Source organism: Funiculus sociatus GB2-C1, assembly GCF_039962115.1.
Lineage (GTDB): Bacteria > Cyanobacteriota > Cyanobacteriia > Cyanobacteriales > FACHB-T130 > Funiculus > Funiculus sociatus.
Genome location: NZ_JAMPKJ010000011.1, coordinates 44,578 through 59,168, shown reverse-complemented (window position 1 = coordinate 59,168; position 14,591 = coordinate 44,578). Strand labels below are relative to the sequence as shown.

At 44.0% G+C, this 14,591-nt stretch carries 16 protein-coding genes; 2 read left to right on the top strand and 14 right to left on the bottom strand.

Annotation, left to right across the window (positions count from 1 at the left end):
* Positions 1 to 298: 298 nt before the first annotated feature.
* The 14 genes from NDI42_RS07985 to NDI42_RS07920 form a co-directional block, all read right to left on the bottom strand.
* Positions 299 to 1,654, bottom strand: coding sequence for a DUF2330 domain-containing protein (locus tag NDI42_RS07985; protein WP_190456798.1), 1,356 nt, complete (start codon positions 1,652 to 1,654; stop codon positions 299 to 301).
* Between the two features lie 27 nt (positions 1,655 to 1,681).
* Positions 1,682 to 2,548 (bottom strand): RnfABCDGE type electron transport complex subunit D, encoded by an 867-nt coding sequence (locus NDI42_RS07980; RefSeq protein WP_190456796.1) that lies wholly within the window; start codon positions 2,546 to 2,548, stop codon positions 1,682 to 1,684.
* A gap of 166 nt (positions 2,549 to 2,714) precedes the next feature.
* Positions 2,715 to 3,515 carry a type II CAAX endopeptidase family protein gene (locus tag NDI42_RS07975; protein ID WP_190456795.1) on the bottom strand — a complete coding sequence of 267 codons (801 nt, stop codon included), beginning with the start codon at positions 3,513 to 3,515 and terminating at the stop codon, positions 2,715 to 2,717.
* A gap of 41 nt (positions 3,516 to 3,556) precedes the next feature.
* The gene (locus NDI42_RS07970) at positions 3,557 to 3,697 is read right to left on the bottom strand and encodes a hypothetical protein (RefSeq protein WP_190456793.1); all 141 of its coding nucleotides are present in this window, start codon (positions 3,695 to 3,697) and stop codon (positions 3,557 to 3,559) included.
* Positions 3,682 to 4,404, bottom strand: a complete 723-nt coding sequence (locus tag NDI42_RS07965; protein WP_190456790.1) for a hypothetical protein — start codon at positions 4,402 to 4,404, stop codon at positions 3,682 to 3,684. The genes NDI42_RS07970 and NDI42_RS07965 overlap by 16 nt, the downstream gene beginning before the upstream one ends.
* Before the next feature lie 229 nt (positions 4,405 to 4,633).
* Positions 4,634 to 5,437 (bottom strand): hypothetical protein, encoded by an 804-nt coding sequence (locus tag NDI42_RS07960; RefSeq protein WP_190456788.1) that lies wholly within the window; start codon positions 5,435 to 5,437, stop codon positions 4,634 to 4,636.
* Positions 5,438 to 5,458: 21 nt separating this feature from the next.
* Complete coding sequence (locus NDI42_RS07955) at positions 5,459 to 6,781, bottom strand: hypothetical protein (RefSeq protein WP_190456786.1); 1,323 nt, start codon at positions 6,779 to 6,781, stop codon at positions 5,459 to 5,461.
* Positions 6,782 to 6,883: 102 nt separating this feature from the next.
* Positions 6,884 to 7,315, bottom strand: coding sequence for a hypothetical protein (locus tag NDI42_RS07950; RefSeq protein ID WP_190456785.1), 432 nt, complete (start codon positions 7,313 to 7,315; stop codon positions 6,884 to 6,886).
* Between the two features lie 97 nt (positions 7,316 to 7,412).
* A complete protein-coding gene (locus tag NDI42_RS07945) occupies positions 7,413 to 8,009 on the bottom strand; it encodes a Maf family protein (protein WP_190456783.1) in 597 nt (198 codons plus the stop codon).
* Positions 8,010 to 8,081: 72 nt separating this feature from the next.
* Entirely contained in the window at positions 8,082 to 8,624 is a 543-nt protein-coding gene (psbP, locus tag NDI42_RS07940; protein WP_190456781.1) for a photosystem II reaction center PsbP, read from the bottom strand.
* A 150-nt stretch (positions 8,625 to 8,774) separates the two neighbouring features.
* The gene (locus tag NDI42_RS07935; RefSeq protein ID WP_190456780.1) at positions 8,775 to 9,092 is read right to left on the bottom strand and encodes a helix-turn-helix domain-containing transcriptional regulator; all 318 of its coding nucleotides are present in this window, start codon (positions 9,090 to 9,092) and stop codon (positions 8,775 to 8,777) included.
* Positions 9,064 to 9,408, bottom strand: a complete 345-nt coding sequence (locus tag NDI42_RS07930; RefSeq protein ID WP_190456778.1) for a type II toxin-antitoxin system RelE/ParE family toxin — start codon at positions 9,406 to 9,408, stop codon at positions 9,064 to 9,066. The genes NDI42_RS07935 and NDI42_RS07930 overlap by 29 nt, the downstream gene beginning before the upstream one ends.
* Positions 9,409 to 9,513: 105 nt before the next feature.
* Positions 9,514 to 10,584, bottom strand: coding sequence for an aromatic ring-hydroxylating dioxygenase subunit alpha (locus tag NDI42_RS07925; protein WP_190456776.1), 1,071 nt, complete (start codon positions 10,582 to 10,584; stop codon positions 9,514 to 9,516).
* Positions 10,585 to 10,692: 108 nt separating this feature from the next.
* The gene (locus NDI42_RS07920) at positions 10,693 to 12,642 is read right to left on the bottom strand and encodes an FAD-dependent oxidoreductase (RefSeq protein WP_190456774.1); all 1,950 of its coding nucleotides are present in this window, start codon (positions 12,640 to 12,642) and stop codon (positions 10,693 to 10,695) included.
* A gap of 28 nt (positions 12,643 to 12,670) precedes the next feature.
* Between NDI42_RS07920 and NDI42_RS07915 the strand changes: the two genes are divergently transcribed.
* The gene (locus tag NDI42_RS07915; protein WP_190456880.1) at positions 12,671 to 13,444 is read left to right on the top strand and encodes an ABC transporter permease; all 774 of its coding nucleotides are present in this window, start codon (positions 12,671 to 12,673) and stop codon (positions 13,442 to 13,444) included.
* A gap of 191 nt (positions 13,445 to 13,635) precedes the next feature.
* The gene (locus tag NDI42_RS07910) at positions 13,636 to 14,562 is read left to right on the top strand and encodes an ABC transporter ATP-binding protein (protein ID WP_190456772.1); all 927 of its coding nucleotides are present in this window, start codon (positions 13,636 to 13,638) and stop codon (positions 14,560 to 14,562) included.
* Positions 14,563 to 14,591: the final 29 nt, after the last annotated feature.

Below are 14,591 nucleotides of genomic sequence, written 5' to 3'. Positions count from 1 at the left end.
TCGTTATTCCTCACACAGTAGCGATCGCACGTTAAGACAACCCTATGAAGGTAATAAGCAGGTTTTAAGATGCCTCATCTTCACGGAAGCTTCATAAAAAACCTGCTTATTTAACAGAAATGTAAACTTATGACACTTTAAGTGTTTAGGACTTACGCACTTGGAACCAGGAAATTTATTTCCTGGCTAAAAGCCCAAGTCAGTTGAAACTGACTAAAAAACCTCAAACCAACCCATTTTAATGGGTTTGAGCTTTGAGCCGGAACTTTAGTTCACGGCAAGTGCGTAAGTCATGGTGTCAAGGGAAAATATTTTGCCACCAAGGTCTAGAATTGCTTTGTGCCACAGGCATTTTTTTCCGAATATCCTGAATATTCCACCCTGTAAGCTTCGCTAAAGTCTGCGCTTCTTGTTCAAATCGTCCCGGCAAAGACTTTTTATATTGTTGTCCTGCTTGACATTTAACTTCCCCTGTAAAAGCATGGCGCAGGATATAGCGACCCTGGAAGTTTTGACGGTTTGATGTTTCTTGGAACATCAAATCTTCCGGAAACTTATCGCGGGTATAGCGGACATGAAGACGAGTGATAAAAACATTACTGGAGGGAACAATGCCTCTCCTGAAGGGCGCTGACTGCTGGATATCCGAAGGGTAATTATCTAGCCAAAATACACCAGCTTTCTTCAGTTCTTCTGGATTTAATGGTTCCGCAGAACACGGATCGCAGCTACCCATATCCCACGCATATTCGAGAAATGCAACTTTTTGATTTTCTCTATTATAGGCGTTTTTGAACATCGATTTGTAGAAATTGCCAAAGTCGTTTTTAACGTATACTGGTATTTCAGCATCCGAGGGAACTTTGACTGTGCGGTAGTTGGTAACTTCTGCCTGACCTTTTGGCGATAAGAGATAAACAATTAAGTCTTGTTCGCTGGTAGAATTAATCATGCCTAGACGAATCGGCAACATGAATTTAGGAGATTCATAAGCCATCATCAAAGGTCGCAGGAATTGAGTCCCAGACTTTTCAAATTCTCCTAAGTTGACTTTAGCAACGAAGAATTTCATGTTTTGCCGGATGTATGGTTGCAGCAGTTGTTTGGCACCTCTGGGAATGCGATAGCCGTTGCGATTTAGCCAAGTTTCTAAACCATTAGATTCTCTGGCGCTGAGGATTACAATGTCATATTCTCCGACTGTAAAACGTTCTTCTACGGTGACACCTAAAGTGCTTTCGTCTCTATTTCCTCTTGCTGCGCCAGGTTCCATCGCTGCTCTGGATACAGGTCTTGGAGAGTACATGACAGGATTACACGGATCTTCGTCAAAATATTCGACGAGTCGCGGCGCACTAAAAGCATCTAAACGTTCGATAATTTTGGGTTCGCCAACGCGAACTTGGTCTTTTTTAAGTACCGTGGGAACGGGGACAACTAAGGCGAAGTCTTTGACATCTCCTTGATAGTCATTCGCCATAGTTAGAACAGTGCGATCGCCACTCCGCGCAATCACTACTTGAGAAGCTTTGTTGTATAATTTGGTATCTGCTTTAGCGACATAAAATCCACAAAATGCCCAGGCTGTAGGCGCAAAGCAAATAACCGCTAGACAAGTTATAAGTAAGGTTTGGAAAATCCGAAATAACTTCATTGTCACCTCTTTGATTTTAGTAAGTGTTTACGCTTGTATATACTGCTCATCTTCAGCATTTTCAGGTTTATTTGCTGAATCCCACCACGAGAATCTGGGCGCTTTCCAAACTAAATCCCAAATTACAGTTAAGGGTGCTAGGGCAAATAAAGCCCAGAAAACTGCGGTAGAAACAAAAAATTGATTCCGCAGGATAAAAGTTAATACGGCGATGGAAATAGCCCATATTAAGCGGCTGATTCTGGCGTTGGGAATTGACCGAGGATCTGTAATCATAAACAAGGCAAACAGCAGTAAAGAACCGCTGGTTAAACGATGGAAAAATACGTCCCACGTCCAGCCAAGCCAGATATTGCGAATCGCTTCTAAAAGGGCATAGGAACATAAAAAAGCAGCGGTTGTGTCCCATCGCCCGACTCGTTTTAATATCATGCCTCCGGTTCCTGCAAATAACAAGGCATACCACCAATCATCCCCCCACTGTCCAGGGGAAACCCAGGCATCGGGTGTCAAAATGAGAACTGAAATAATACCAAAATTGGCAGGATTGAAAAAATGTTTGTTATGAATTTGAAAAATAAATTTACTTGAAATTGCTAAGGAACCTGCTAAAACCATTGTGGTGTAATTATCAGCTCTTAGCAGCAAACTTAAACCTAAAGCTGTAATTAAAGCGCTGCGAAATGAAGGTTTGATGGGAGTATTGGTTGTTAATTCAGTTCCTTGGAGTAGGTTTTGTTTGATGGATGTTGCTAGCCACTGAGTAACTAGGCAAGTCACTATTACAACTAAAATTAAATCTGGTCGTAGCGTCCAGTCTCTTGTCGAAATTCCTAAGACAAGAAATGAGGTTAGAAAGAGAATTTGGTAGTCTCGGATATCTTTTAGTAGCATTGCCTGTTGATGGCAGGATTAGCCATGTCTTTGTCTGAATTTAGACGCGATAGGATGCTGGTAGTTGTCCTGTTACAGAAATTGTTACAAAAAGGTAGCAGGGGAGACACGGTTGCTTGTGGGAAACGAACCGCCGAGGCGCTGAGGGCGCAGAGAGGGGATAATTTCAGGTAGCTGTGAGTGTCTTTTTACGATCGAGATGTGCTGCGCCTTCTATGATGACAACGAAAATCGCTGCTATCCAGGTGATGGCGACGTAGAACCAGAAGACTCGCAAATCTCCCCACAATGTGCCAAAGAAGACAAGTGTAGTATTATAGGCAGCGTGGAAGAATGCGGCGAGTAATACGCTGCCTTTTGTATGGTTGTAGATCCACGTCATCAGAATCGCGATCGCTATCGTGGAAAGGAGGAAACCTACAAAGGGGATATTAGCTTGAGGTGTTCCTGGGAGGAGAAATAAGGGAAAGTGCCACATTCCCCAGCTTAAACCCAGGATGAAACTGGCCCATAAGGCGCTAAAATTTTCCTGAAGTCTTGGTAAAGCAAATCCTCTCCACCCTGGTTCCTCAGTTAACAGATGGATGATGATTTGTTCAATGAATAAGGGTAATATTCCTTCCAATGGAATTATGGTGGCGATTTGATGATTCCCGCCTAGCAGGATGTGAAGACCAATTGCTGCTAGACTAATGCCAGCTGGTATGAGGAAAGCGATCGCGTACCATTTCCCGCCGACACGCCACCTCACCAGTTGGCTAAAGAATCTGTTAATTCCAGCTTTTCCGTCTGCGATCGCACTAATCATCACTGCTGATATGCTAATGCCAAAGAAGGCTAAGTTTTCGGGGAGTTGGAAGGAAATCCAGCCGAAGGTTGCGGCGATTTCGCTACCCCAAACTAACCACGCGATCGCATAAGCCAAGATAAAGAAGGTAGCAAGCGGGTATTTTCTAATAAATGACATCTACTTTATTCTCCTGACTCTCCCTTAGATGGGATTTCCAGTTATACCTCACCCGTCCCTTCTTCTACAGAAGATGCGTCTTTGACTTTATCTATCTCTAGATATTTTTTTTGAGGTACTATCGTCCACATCAACAAGTAAAGCAGAATGCCTTGACCCCTGGCATTTATACTCCAAACCACTCTAAAATGCCCTTGGCAATTTTCTGTTCCATCGGATTAGAAGAGAGCAATCGCAATAATAACTGACGCAAAAGCCAGCGATTTAGCAATGGGAAAAATAAATATAATAGACGCTTAAATCCAATTTGCAATAGCCACGATGTTAGCAGCGATACTAACAGTTTCAATGGATTAAGCTGCTGTATATAAACAATAACTGTAGGAAGGACAATTAATAAAGATAGCCCCCAAGATATCCACTTTAACAGCAAAGCTGTTTTGAGATGCAGATTGTTTAAAAGTTGAGCGACAAGCCAGTGGTGTGCGGTTGAGATCGCTAAACACCAAGTTGAGTCAACGAGACAATCATGGCGAATTTGGTGAATGATGTCTCCATCCAGAGAAATCACACTCCGCATAACAATGTTATCAGCCACTTTCTCTGTAGTTACATGATAGTAGTAAGTGCAGAAAGTTAGCCCAGATTGTAATCGATTTTCCGCATCTAATAAAGCATAAGAGCGCAATTCCCCAAGTCTCTTTGGGGAAATACACAAATCTTTTCCCTTTGTTCTAGCTTGCAGAATTCTATCTATGACGTTCTGATCTAAGTTAAATCGCACGAAGCGAAACACTACTTGTCCCTTTTCGTCTTTGACTTCCTCGACTTGAATGTATGCAGTTAAATCAAGGCATTTTCTGGATGATATTGGAGAATTATTTCCCACTCATTTTTAGCAATATTCGGTTTAATTGACATCAGTTTGGGAGGCTCACTTCTCTTAAGCCTGCTTGGGTGCATCCCAGTTTTGCAAAAATACCTAGTGATTGGAAATCGCAACCGCACAAACAAAGCCTGCCAACCCAGGCTAAATTGAGTCCGCGCAGGCGGACTTGGTTTGCGGAGCATCGAGACTTCCAGTCTGCGGGCTTTAGTTGTTAGGCTGTTACGCAATATCAATTCCGGTTAAATATGTCTTTTATCGAGCGTCGATTCACCAAAGATTCTACCATGTTTACCATAAACTCTAACAGTCCGTGCCACTGTTTTTCCCCAGCAGTTACTCCTTGTCTATGAATATCTAAAATTATGTCTTTATGCTCGTGTTGAAAAAGTTTTTCATGGTAGCGGTTGATGATATCTCCATCTAACTGAATAACCGACTGAGCATAAATAATGTCGGTTGTCACTGCCTCTTCCGGATTTTCTGATGCAGCAATTTCGCTATTCTTGAGTGCTTCGTTACGATTGTCAAGCGCCGCCTTTAGTTCATCTACCTTCCGCAAACTGCGTAAAAATCTACCATCGTCGAGCAGAGTTTGAATCCTTTTAATTTCAACAGCCGGATTAGCAGATGGGTTGAGTGGGTTAGGTAGTTTCGTCTTTTGCAAATCCAGTTCGGCTGTGGGATCGCTGAGAACTCGGACAAATTCCCTTAGCTGGGAAGCATCTTCTGCAACATCTTCAACGCGGTATAAACAATACTCTATTTCGATTTGCTTACGAAGACTCAGGTAACGCGCGTGCAGGGACGGATGAATTCCCATTCTTTCCAAATATGGCTTGCAAATGGGATAAATATCTCGATAAGCTTGCCAAGGAATGAACTTTGTTCCGGTAATTTGATCGACAACCATTGTATTAACTTCTAGAGCCGTGATGTCGATGAGTACATCGCTTAAAGACTGTAAAAAGTTGTGAAACTTAGGTCGCAAATTAGGGATAATATCTCTACTATTTGTGTCAGGTCTATTCACCACAATTGTTAGCCTCCGGTGCTATTACTTTGGTTTTTTGCTTTTTTCATCAGTAGGATTGTTATCCCCAGGCTCGACGGGTATATCTGAAAAGAAAGGGTCTTCAAAGGTGACGGGTGTTTCCTCGTCTGGCATTTCCGAGTTAGATTGGGGCTTTTCTTCGGGTGGTATATCTCCGAACAAAACTGCCATCGGATTTGAAAGGCGATCGCTTGAAGTAAAGTTTCTTTGTGGCTGATTCGGTTGGCTTTGTTCCTCTTCTTCCCAGTTGTCGAACCCTTCCCATTCGTCATCCTGTAAACCAGTCTGCGACCATCCGGTGAAGCGTTGTTCTGGTTCCTCTACCTCGACATCTTCCCACTCTTCATCGCTTCCCCAGTTCACTACAGTCTCCTGAGTAGCCGTCCACGCTGGCTCTGATGGCGGTTCCTCTAAGAGGGCTTGTTCCCATTCCTCGGCACTCAACACAGGCTCTACAATTATTTCCGATGTCTGTGGGGACGGGGCGGGCGCAACTTCCTCCCATTCCTCTTGTTCCCATTCCTCAGCACTCAACACAGGCTCTACAATTGTTTCCGATGTCTGTGGGGACGGGGTGGGCGCAACTTCCTCCCATTCCTCTTGTTCCCATTCCTCGGAACTCAACACAGGCTCTACAGTTGTTTCCGATGTCTGTGGGGACGGGGTGGGCGCAACTGGTGGGGTTTGTGCGGGAACGGATGCTGCTAAAGGCGAAGTCGGAAAACCTAATGATTCAGCCCCTGCAAGGGGGGAAGGAAAAGAAGAACTTTTGTTCTGGGATGCGGAATCTAGAAGCCCCTCCCCGATTTGGGGAGGGGTTGGGGAGGGGTCAGACGGGGCTTCGCTAACAGTGTCAACCTCAATAACGGACTCAGAAGCGATCGCAACCTCTACCACAGAAACTTCAGGCTCCATAACTAAAGGATCAGCATCGTCTGGAGGTAGTTTAGGACTCTCTACACCAGACAATTTTGGAGAATTTGAAGGTCGCATTTGCGCCCAAATTCCAAATAATTTTTGCAAACTTTTGAGGTTGTCTTGGATAATTTCGCGGCTTTGCTGAACCTGTTCTAAATGAAATTGCCGCAGTTCGCTATAGGGGCCAGTATCGAGAAATTGGTTGCCAATTTCGTTGGTGATGTCGCCATCGACAATATTAATCCGAGTCTGCATCCGAGAGCCTGGTTCGGGCTGCTCTCGATCTGAGTCCGCTTTGGCAACCCAGGTGGTAATTTCTAACTCAATTGCCTCGCTGAGTGCGGTAGAAAGTGCCTCAACAATTTTGCCAGCTTTGAGTTTTTGCTTGAAGTCGTCGCTTGCCGCCATAAAGATATTTTTAGCTAATTTTTTAGTTATTAATCAATCCGGCAAAAGGTAAAATTAAAGTAAATAACTTTTTTTACCTTTTACCTTTGCAGGAGTGCCTTTTTACTCAGATGGGTTGTTTGGCGTGGAAGGAGGAAAAAGGGGTTGACTATTTGAAGACAACCGCGATGTTTGCATTTGAGACAATGTGTTAGTTAAGACTGTAAATAGCTGTTGTAAGTTTGCCAGGTTTTCTTGGATAATTTCACGACCTTCCTGAACTTGCTCTAAGTGAAATTCTCGCAATTCGGTGTAGGAACCATTGCCAAGAAATTCGCTGCCTACTTCATTTTCGATGTCACCATCTACGATGTTAATGCGGGTTCGCATAGAATGGCCGGGTAGGGGTTGCTCTCCTCCTGCCGGAGTGTCTGAATTAGCGGATGAAACCCAGGTGGTGATTTCTAATTCTATGGCTTCGCTTAGTGCTAAGGTGAGTGCTTCAACAACTTTGCCAGCTTTGAGTTGTTCTTTGAACTCTTTACTTACTCCCACAATATCCCCTCTCTTAATGTCTTAGTCATTGGTCATTGGTCATTAAGCCATTTGTCATTAGCGCCGAAGACAAAGGACTAATGACTAAGGATAACTTTCATTGTTGCCAGAAGTCTGTGACATCGTATCCCAGTTCACCGAGCATTTGGCGCAGCAGGGGCAAACTAAGACCGATGACGTTGGTGTGGCAGCCTTCAAGTTTTTCTACAAATAGTCCGCCTCTGCCTTCGAGAGCAAAGCAGCCAGCGCATTTGAGAGGTTCGCCAGTGGCGACGTAGGCGTTTATTTCGCGATCGCTTATATTGGCAAAGTAGACTCGCGTGATGCCGCATTCTACTAGAGTTTTACCCTGCCGTTGGTCAATTAAAGCATGACCAGTATAGAGGTTGCCTACAGAGGAGCGCATTTTTTGCCAACGTGCGATCGCTTCTTTCTCATCCACTGGTTTCCCATGAATTTCGCCGTTGACGGCTAAAACGGAATCGCACCCCAACACCAAACCATCTGGAAATTGACTAGCCACTGTTTCGGCTTTACGCAGTGCTAGGGTTTGCACCAGTTCGGCTGGATCGTTCAACTGGACTTGCGATTCATCAAAATCGCTGACTGCAACTACCGGATCAATTCCAGCAGTTTGCAACAAGCGGCGGCGGGCTGGGGACGCGGAGGCTAAGACAAAGGAAGGAATATTCATAGTCATTAGTCAAGTTATCAGTTGAAGGATGGCAAATTGCTCGCTTGTTCAAAAGCCATTAGCCATTAGCTATTAATAAACTGAGAATGAACTGACGACTTGTTTCAACATCGGCTGCATTTTTGCCCAGCGTTTCTCTGTAGTGGAGGCGTTGAAGGTGAAGAGTTTGCCTCGACTGATGGCGACTGAGGCGAAATTATGGCGTTCCTGATTTGGGAGTTTGACGGCGTATTCTAAGAAGTAATAAGTTTTAGCGCCAGACTCGGCTTTTTCGGCGTTCACCAATTCCGCTTCGCGTCCCGATCCGGGGGGTGCGATCGCGCTTTTTGATAATTTGTAACCTACTTCACTAGGTGTCCCTAAGTCAGCCAGGGTTTTACCTTCAGGAACTGGGCTAATTACGACTGATACATTTTCGCTTGGCTCAATGATATCGTGCATGACGATATCTGCTGCATTGCCCACGTTGACTTCAACCCAGCCATGAGGATATAGGAACTGATAGCCGTCGGTGCTATCGACATAGCTTCTTAGCCCACTGGTGGCGGTGACAGCAGTGCAACTTTGTAAACTCATTAATACTACAAACAGTATTGCGGCAATTCGTTTCAGCATCTTCCTTCTTCCTTTCCCTGTGTCACTAAGCATTACTCTGTTTCATTTTCCCACTTCGGGGAAACAGGACGATCGCGCATTTTGGACGAACTTCATTTGACCTAGGTACACAGAACAAGACTAAGCGATCGCTTTGCGTACTATCAAGGATTAATCTGCTTTAACAGTAACACTTAGCTTTAATCCCAAAGCCTGAAGCCAATCTCCCAAGCTATAAATTGCGTAAATTCCTGGTTTTGCGATCAATTCTTCTAATTTCTCTTGGTGCAGCTTTGCTTCTTCTGGTGACATATTTAGTTCACCAAGAGCCTCGGCTACATTACTAAGTACCCGCCTGAACAATTCAGGTTCAGGGTCTTTTTCTTCCAATATCGCTTCAATATAGGCAGCAGATTCTTCGGGGTCTTTTAGTGATGAAATTAGATAATCGTGATAGCTATCACTGGTCGGCGTTTTCACGTTCTTCATATTCTCTCCAATAGTCCCTAGCCTTGCTTATATCTTGCTCTTGAGTGCTTTTATCTCCGCCATAGAAGAGAAGCACAATTGTTGACCCGATTTGTCCAAAGTAGACTCGGTAGCCTGGCCCATAGTCAATCCTGAGTTCAAAGATTCCTGCTCCAACTGACCGACAGTCTCCCAGATTGCCTTGCTCAACTCTATCAAGCCTCAACTTAATCCTAACTCTGGCTTTCCTATCTCGTAGGGAATCAAACCACTCCTTGAAAGGAATTCTGCCGTCTGAGGTAATGTAAAGTCGAATTTCTCTTGGTGTGACTTCCATGATTTTATCGTAGCTGAGCGCGGCTCTTTATGCAGGCGCGATCGAGCATTTTACCTTGAAGGGCTTTTAACAATCAAGGTACACAGAACAAGAGTAAGCGATCGCTTACTCTTGTTCTGCTTGATTTTTCATTAGTCGTTGTACGCTTACCAATGCTCGATTTAATTCATAACCCCGTCGTTCTGGATTATTTAAATACGCCTGTTGTTCTTCCTCAATCATTTGTACATCTTCAAGGACTAATCCATCGAGTAATTTTTGAGCAGAACCAAACAAACTATTTTTCACAAAACGGCGAAATGCTACTGGCAATTTATGCAACCGCCAAAAGGCATTTAATGATGTAAAATGAATGAGATAAGCACGAGTTGTCGTTTCATTCACCGGGCAAAGTAGACAGTAAATTTTGAAATCCTTGCCTAATGTTGAAACCCAGTGCGGATAGATATAACTTACATCCAACGGTTCTGGGTGTAAGCGACGCAATGCTGGGAAAAACAACTGAGAAATAGACCAAATCTTGTCTATTTTGTAATAACTCTGAGCTTGATAATGAGCATCTACACGATTAACTTCTTCGTTAATATCTTCAAGCACTGCATCAGTCCAAGCTTGCCAATCCTGATGTAAATGTCCGTGGTACATATCCATCAGGTTTTCAATTAAATACGAGTAATGGGCATTACACTTAATAACTGAAACAGTAGCAATATAGTTGAGATGATCCCATTCAGGAACGCAAAGAGGTTTTATAGACGTGAAACTTTGCGTTTCTACATCGGTGCGATCCCCAGGAAAAAGCCAGATAAAACCGTCCAATTCTTGCACAGGATAGCGGCGAATTTGGCAACTTGGTAATTTTTGATTAGCTGCTAAATAGGGAACTGCTGCACATTCACCCGCCTCATTAAAACGCCAGCCGTGATAAGCACATTCCAATTCGTCGCCAATAACTTTACCATGACTAAGTTTAACTTGACGATGAGGGCAGCGGTCTTCTAAGGCGTGAATTTTGCCTGTGCTATCTCTATAAATTACGGTTGGTTGATTCCAGAGAACGACACTCAGCGGCTGGTTTTTTACTTCGGTGCTGCGTGCAACTACATACCAGTAATTAAGGTTGATTCCTATCTGGCGAATGTTCTGATGTTGGGTAGTTATAGAAGAAGATTGCATAGTTTCACCAATCAACAAATATCGCCTGCGAATTTAATTCGCAGGCTAATAGCTATCGGATCAAGCCGACTTTAATTGTCCTAAATTCAGCGCGGTTCTGGGTAAGGTTCATATCTGCAACACGCCTTCTGGATTCACCGTCAGCAATGGTCGCCTTTGCAATCCTTCGCGGTGTAAAATTTCATTTGCTGCCAACAAACCGCTACTAATTGCCCGTTCCATTAAGCCAGACGGGAACGGCATTTTCACCCAGTCACCAGCAAATAATAAGTTAGGAATAGCTGTGCTAGTCTCTGGTCTATCTGCGTAACTATTGGGTGGGTACCCTGAGAAGTTCTTTTGGTTCACCAGTTCCCGGTGTAACATATTGGCCGCTTTGAGTTCTGGGACAATTTCATAGAGTTCCTGTTCAAAAGTCGTAAGTAACACTTGTTGAGTAGGAAAATCTTTTTCTTTGTAGGCGTAAGCGTGTAATTCAACAACACTACCGCCAGTTTCTTTTGTCCACTCAATAAATTGATCCTGAATCCGGTGGTAAAGGCAAATGCTGTCAGTTAGTTGATAGCCGGAGAGAGAAGCAAAGTTGCTGTGTTCCCATTCAAAATCGCGGTCAAACCAGAAGCGACAAACGGCAAAGGGATCTGCTACCGCTAATTTTTCAACTTGCGATCGCACTCTTTCCTCGACATCCCCATTCATTCTATTAAACAATTGTTGCACGCCCGGTACATCGGTAGCAAATACGTAGTAATCCGCCTTTACTGTCTCCACTGATTCCTGTAGGGGCGAGTTATTATTTGCTCCTACGAGTTGCAGCTGATCTTCCTGACGTTGCACTACTTTAAAGCGTGATAAATCTCTAGTTGCAGGCCCTTTTATTACTCTACCTTCACTGTCAAAAACTGCGCCGTGACAAGGGCAGTGAAATTTACCATCATCTGCCAGTCCTACTGTACAGCCTTGGTGAGTACAACTAAGGGAAATTGCTTCATTCCCCTGTGGTGTCGCCGCAAAAACAGTATCTCCTGCACCAAAATATTCTAGTTGCTCGTTGGCAATAGTAGAATTTCGCTTTACCCAAAATGGCACCTCATTTCCAGCATCTCCCTGTTGATAGCTGAGGGAATTTATTTTGCCTTCTTGTGCCTGAATTTCGCTAACTGTTGCACCTTTAATAATCTTGCTACCGTTGCGTTCAATTGCCTTAGCAATTGGTTGTACTAGCGAAGTTCCCATATCCTGTTTGGTGCCGTTGAAAGCTAAACCTTCTGGATTGCCAAAAAAGTAGAAGTGGAAAAACTGCATTAATTCTCCCACACTCATTTTATCTGGTGCATTTAAGCTTGATTTCGCAAAGGGGAGAAAATATAAGTCATACAACCCATCTGGGAAATCTTTTTGCACCCATTGGGCAACAGATAAATGATCTAAACGTTGGAAACTTTTTTGAGTTTGAAATCCCGTAATTGCCCGGAAAACTTCCCAATGTCCAACTTTGGTTAAATTAATCCCCCAGCGCAGTCGGTTGGGGGATGCTACAGCTAAATCTACAATATTCCAGGGAAAAGCTGAATTGCTGGGGCGGAAGACTTCTGGCTTGTAATTGCCATCCCGATAAACAACCGAGTAGAACTTTAAATCGATGAAATTCTCAGCGATGTCGAGTTCTTCTACTATGCTCTTGAGGTTGTAATACTGAGGAAAAAACCCGTGGAAGCCATGCTCCATCATAAAAGTTTCGTTCCCCACCTGGATTGGCCAGCTGGCGATTTTGCCTCCAAGTTGAGGCGATCGCTCTAAAAGCGTTACAGTAAAACCACGCTGGCTCAGTTCATAGGCACAGGCTAACCCAGCCAAGCCAGCCCCCACTACCACAACGCTCTTTGGCTGGTTCAGCATTGGTGGCAACAAAATGTTATCTTGCCGAAAAACAGTTGGCTGGGGTTTGGAGAAGCGAGAATATCCCAGTAATCCAGCAGCAGCACCGACACCGAACATTTTGATCAGCGTGCGGCGGGAGATGGACGGCAATTGTGGGGAAGTGGATAATTGACTCATTATGCTACTCAGCTTTTATCCTCACACTATGAAATACGGGCGCGAAACGCTGGCAGTTTGCCAACGCATCTTGATTGAACTGTTGCGGCGGCGGCGCAGCCTGATTTTTTGGTGTATTTTCCCATTTTCGGTCTTATTCCTCAGTGGCTTTATTCTGGCAGAACGTGCCAAGCTGTCAATAGCTCAAGCTTTTGAGTTCGCCGCTCCTTCTACTTTAGTAGGTGCGGCGCTGTTTTTCAGTTGTTTAGGCGGTAGTGTGGCAACCGTGGTGTCAGAAAGAGAACAGCAAACGCTCAAACGCCTTTTCATCTCGCCTTTGAGCGGTACGTCCTATTTTTTAGGAATTTTCCTCGCCCATAGCTGCATCGGCATCGGTCAAGCGCTTTTAGTTTATACTATCGCTGCCTTTTGGAATGCCAGGTTTCAAGGTTCTTTGCTGTTGGGAAGTCTGATTATCTTACTAAGTATTATTTCCTATGTAGGTGTAGGATTTATTCTCGGTACGCAGTTCGCCCGTCGCACTGAGGATGTCAATGCTTTGGTAGCTGCGTTTGGAGTGCCTTTATTAATTTTGGGAGGTGCGTTTTTGCCTACTTCGCTATTTCCCCAGACGCTCCTAGACATAGCTAAATATAACCCAATTTATCATATGAATGTAGCGTTAGTCGGTGTATCTGCTAACGGCTATAGCCTGGATAAAATTGCCCCGCATTTTTGGTTTTTATGCGTGTTTGCTGTTTTCATGGTTGCAGGTGGATGGCTGTCTTATCGTCGAATGTTGAGCGTTGAAAGAAGACTTTGAATTTTCAACGCAAAGGGTGCAAAGGTACGCAAAGTAAAAGATAATATCCTGCCTAATCCCCTTATTTTTGCGGTATTTTACGTTAAAAAAACCTTGACAAGTTGTGGAATTTATAGTTTAATATAAGAGGATTGACAGGGTAGGCATGATGCCTACCCTCTAACTTTTTTAATCCCTTAGCAATTGTCTCGATGCTCCACATCAATAAGCTAAGTAAGTCTTACGGAAAGCGCCCGGTTTTACAAGATTTATCGCTACATATCTCACCTGGAGAAATTTACGGGTTACTGGGGCCAAATGGCGCAGGGAAAACGACGACTATTAATATAGTTTGTAATTTGAGTAAGGCTGATAGTGGTGAGATTAGGATTAATAACCAGCCTGTCTCGGAAGCAACAAAGAGGTTAGTTGGTGTAGCGCCGCAAGAAAATTTGCTTTATAAAACTCTAAGCTGTGAGGAAAATCTTAATTTCTTTGCGCGAATTTACGGTTTAAATAGTGAGCAGCGTCGTCAACAGGTAAAAGCTTGTTTGGAGGCTGTCAATTTAGCAAGTCGCGCTAAAAGTCCGGTGGAAACTCTTAGCGGTGGGATGCAGCGGCGGTTGAATATTGCTGTGGCGTTGGTTCATCTGCCAAAGTTGGTAATTTTGGATGAACCGACGACGGGTTTAGATGTTGAGTCGCGTTATGAAGTTTGGGAGTTAATTCGGAGTCTCAAAGATAAGGGAATTACGGTTTTGTTGACGACGCATTTGTTAGATGAGGCTGAGCGTCTTTGTCAAAGAGTTGGTATTCTAAAAAATGGTTCTATTTTGGCTGAGGGGAGTTTATCACAACTTCGGCAATTAATTCCAGCGGTGGAGGTTGTGGTGGTGCAAACGTCGGAGGAAGAGAGAGCGATCGCGCGTGCTAAAGAATATAATTTCGCTGTCCGGCGTTATGGTGATGATTTGGCTTTCTGGTTGCCGGAGCCTTTAGAATTGAAGGAGATTATTGCGCGTTTTGATGGTATTCCTCTGGATTCAATTTCGCGTCAAGCTGTACGGCTAGAGCATATTTATGTTGAGGTGACGAACCGCCCAGGCCCAGAAGACGCAGAGAGAGGAGGGGAAGAGTAGCGATCGCGGCTGGGTTGAAGAGAAATAAC

What these genes read in the sequence shown, in the direction of transcription:
- NDI42_RS07985 (WP_190456798.1), bottom strand. Translation starts at nt 1,654, where the DNA reads ATGAAGTTATTTCGGATTTTCCAAACCTTACTTATAACTTGTCTAGCG.
- NDI42_RS07980 (WP_190456796.1), bottom strand. Translation starts at nt 2,548, where the DNA reads ATGCTACTAAAAGATATCCGAGACTACCAAATTCTCTTTCTAACCTCA.
- NDI42_RS07975 (WP_190456795.1), bottom strand. Translation starts at nt 3,515, where the DNA reads ATGTCATTTATTAGAAAATACCCGCTTGCTACCTTCTTTATCTTGGCT.
- NDI42_RS07955 (WP_190456786.1), bottom strand. Translation starts at nt 6,781, where the DNA reads ATGGCGGCAAGCGACGACTTCAAGCAAAAACTCAAAGCTGGCAAAATT.
- NDI42_RS07945 (WP_190456783.1), bottom strand. Translation starts at nt 8,009, where the DNA reads ATGAATATTCCTTCCTTTGTCTTAGCCTCCGCGTCCCCAGCCCGCCGC.
- psbP (WP_190456781.1), bottom strand. Translation starts at nt 8,624, where the DNA reads ATGCTGAAACGAATTGCCGCAATACTGTTTGTAGTATTAATGAGTTTA.
- NDI42_RS07935 (WP_190456780.1), bottom strand. Translation starts at nt 9,092, where the DNA reads ATGAAGAACGTGAAAACGCCGACCAGTGATAGCTATCACGATTATCTA.
- NDI42_RS07930 (WP_190456778.1), bottom strand. Translation starts at nt 9,408, where the DNA reads ATGGAAGTCACACCAAGAGAAATTCGACTTTACATTACCTCAGACGGC.
- NDI42_RS07925 (WP_190456776.1), bottom strand. Translation starts at nt 10,584, where the DNA reads ATGCAATCTTCTTCTATAACTACCCAACATCAGAACATTCGCCAGATA.
- NDI42_RS07920 (WP_190456774.1), bottom strand. Translation starts at nt 12,642, where the DNA reads ATGAGTCAATTATCCACTTCCCCACAATTGCCGTCCATCTCCCGCCGC.
- NDI42_RS07915 (WP_190456880.1), top strand. Translation starts at nt 12,671, where the DNA reads ATGAAATACGGGCGCGAAACGCTGGCAGTTTGCCAACGCATCTTGATT.
- NDI42_RS07910 (WP_190456772.1), top strand. Translation starts at nt 13,636, where the DNA reads ATGCTCCACATCAATAAGCTAAGTAAGTCTTACGGAAAGCGCCCGGTT.